Origin of the sequence: Bacillus sp. RC252, from assembly GCF_044909215.1 — a bacterium.
Lineage (GTDB): Bacteria > Bacillota > Bacilli > Bacillales > Bacillaceae_G > Bacillus_A > Bacillus_A mycoides.
This window is the reverse complement of the sequence record NZ_JBIYDV010000049.1, coordinates 1-3258: the sequence shown is the minus strand read 5'-3', so window position 1 is coordinate 3258 and position 3258 is coordinate 1. Positions and strand designations below refer to the sequence as shown.

The 3258-nt window shown below is 33.4% G+C and carries 2 protein-coding genes; both read left to right on the top strand.

The features are described 5' to 3' along the window. Nucleotides 1–666 precede the first annotated feature (666 nt). Nucleotides 667–2088 carry an IS110 family transposase gene (locus tag ABH960_RS29460; RefSeq protein WP_404449973.1) on the top strand — a complete coding sequence of 474 codons (1422 nt, stop codon included), beginning with the start codon at nucleotides 667–669 and terminating at the stop codon, nucleotides 2086–2088. Nucleotides 2089–2141: 53 nt separating this feature from the next. Beyond that, entirely contained in the window at nucleotides 2142–3071 is a 930-nt protein-coding gene (locus tag ABH960_RS29455) for an alcohol dehydrogenase catalytic domain-containing protein (RefSeq protein ID WP_404449974.1), read from the top strand. Nucleotides 3072–3258 lie beyond the last annotated feature (187 nt).

Genomic DNA, 3258 nt, shown 5'->3' with positions numbered 1-3258 from the left:
AATAAAGTTGTTTCTGTAGTGCTTAAAGAAATCAAAGTATTATTTTAATGAACTACATGCTACTGAATTAAGTCTATAATTTATAGTTGTAAGATGAATAATAATGAATAAGGAGAATAATTAATATATAATTTAAGAAGAACCAATGTACCTTTATTTTAAACGTGAGCTCTTTAGAGAAACTCTGAAAGTTGTTTGGGGACATTGGTTTATTTCTCTTACTAGATGCGCTATTATAAAATTGTGCAGTGACCTTTAGGTGATTCCGACCATTAACTGGACTGGGGCTATTATTCATAGACTTCTAATATTGATGTGAGGCACTCCATTCAATTAGACAGATGGCACTGCACATTAAGTTTAATATACAATAACGGATAACCCTGTCAATTCGACAGGGCTTTTATTTTTTAAAAAGGAATATTATGGTTAATGTCGAATACTCCAATTTAATAGACTATATAGAGAAAGTTTAAAATAAATATAGTGAATAGTGTGCAGTTGAAACTCTAAAAATGTATGGAGCTAGTGAGTCTAGACTCTTTTGTTAAATCTGAGATTAAATATCTGGCGATATAATCCTAACATGCTACATTGGGCCTAAGCTCTAACAGAAACTTGGATGGTCAGATATAATCATACTGCTTACTGTTCGGAGAGGAAATCATGGAAAATACGATTACTCCTTTTAGTTATGGGAATCATTCGGATGATAAAGCTCAAGATATTCGTAAGTTTTATCAGTTTTATGTTGGGATAGATATTGGGGCTAGTTTTCATGTAGCTTCTTGTATTAAATTTGATGCTTTTTTAGACCCTAAAGGAATTGCCTGGAAGCGAACGAAAACGATGAAATTTAATTCTGATAGCGCAGGAATCGCAGAATTTTTAAAGGCTTTAAAGCAAATAGAAGATCAATTCAATATCACCAGGGATGATTTCTTAATTCTTTTAGAACCTACTGGTGGACATTATTCTTATTTAGTTCAGCAAGTGTTATTGAATGAAGGATATCAACTTTTTCAAGTGGAGAATAAAGCAGTTGGTGAATTTCGCAAGAATAATTTAGGTATTTCAGAGAAATCAGATTCAATGGATGCCAAAGTAATGTCTTATATGGGATGGCATAAACAGCTCCACCCTCACATGCAGGGAGTTACTTTAATAAAACCTCAAACTGTCTTACAATCCCTATTTCGGACAGTCATGCGAGATCGATGGTATTTAAACGTTCAGTTAACTCGAAGAAAAAATCAAGTTCAACAATTATTAAAAGTAACACACCCAGACTTAAATAAAGCATTTAAAAAATTGGGTACTTCTTCGGTAATGAAATTAGTATTAGAATACCCTACGGGTCTTCACATGAAGAAATCATCGGAAGATGAACTGTATAAGGCAATTTCTAAAGCAGGAGCTAAGAATGTAGCGAAAAAAGCTGCGAAAACACTATCTGAAATTATGCCCCATACAGTGGCTGTACCCGTAGAACATCTAGTGGGAAGACAGAAATGGGTTATTGAAGAAGCTTTGAGGCTTGAGGAAAGCATCCAGCTTATCGATGTAGAAATTCATTCTCTCCTTAGAGGAAACCCTGAAAAAGGAATTAAACCACATCCATATACGGAGTTACTTCTTTCTTTTCCTTTTGTAAGTGAAAATATTGCTTGTACTCTAATTGGGGTTATTGGCGATATAGATCGCTTTAATACGTATAAAGAATTTAAGAAATACCTCGGTGTTTCAGCCGAAAATTCGCAATCTGGAACTTCTGTACGCTCGACTAAACAAACATATAGTGGTGTTCGAGATGCACGTCGGGTACTTTATCAGATGTCTATGATGATGTTAGCAAATGGAAAACGAAAGCCTACGGTTTTTAAAGCATATTATGATCGTAAAGTGGAAGAAGGAATGATAAAGAAAAAGGCAATCGGTCATCTTTGTGGTAAAATTGCAAATTTAATCTATACGGTATTAAAAAGTAGCCAGAAATATGATCCTAAAATACATGCGGCAGCTTGTGGGATTGATTGGGATGAAGTATATGAATTAGAAGAGAAGCAAGGTCCTGTATTATTGAATTAATGCAGCAGATTAATTTAAGAAGACTTAAATTAGTTTTAAGGGTGGTTAATGTTATGGAACAATATTCTCTCGTTTTGTATGGAAAAGAAGAACTTAAATGGACACGACATATTCTACCTCCTCTAAAAAAAGATGAAGTCTTAATAAAAACTATTGCAGGAGCGATTAGTATTGGAGCAGAATTGCCACAGTATATGGAAAGTGATTTTACTGAAAAATCACCAAATTACCCTAAAGAAACGGGATACGAAAGCTACGGTGAAATCATAGGGATAGGAAATGAAGTGAAGTCTTTTAAAAATGGGGACAGAGTAGTAGCATTTTATGGGCATAAAGATTATGGAGTAATTAAAGCGCATAAAGCTATACCTGTTCCAAAAGGTATAAACCATTCTGATGCCTTACTAACCATTCTGTCCTGCGACTCAGCAAAAGGTGTTCTAAAACTCAGTCCAAAAGAAACTGATAAAGTATTGGTTACAGGTATGGGAACTATGGGACTTTTAACTCTTTATTTTTTAAAGGAATATATGAAAGTTCATCATATTGATGTATTAGAACCAAATGCAGCAAGGGTTGAATTAGCTAAACTTTTAGGAGCAAACAATGTTTTTAATGATGAGTCTGAATGTCCAAGAAATTTCTATAAATATGGTTTAGAGTGTTCAGCACGCAATGATGCTTTTAAATTACTTCAGAAATCACTGTTGGTAAACGGTGAAATTTGTATACTATCGGACGGAAATAAAGAACAGTTTGAATTACAATCAGAGTTTTATGAGAAAGAATTAAAAATCGTAGGTTCAAGTGACGGTTGGGATTACAAAAAACACTCGGAATGGTATTTTGAGAACATAAAACGGAAAGGTTCCCAATTACATAAAATATTTGAGTTGAAAATATCGAAACAAGAACTGATTCAATGCTTTGAAGATTTAAGTAAAAGGAAAATTAACCCATTAAAAATCTTAGTAAAGTATTAGATAGAAATATCAACATGATCTTCTTCTTTAAGTAATGGGTGCTTTGCTCGAATAAGCAACATTAGTTTATTCATTTCCCCTAAGTCCATTAAAATGCCCAAAATCCCTGTTTTTGATCGAAATCAGGGATTTTGTCTATGTTTGTTGATTATAGTTTATTTCCAAAGCACTACACTACATTTAAAAA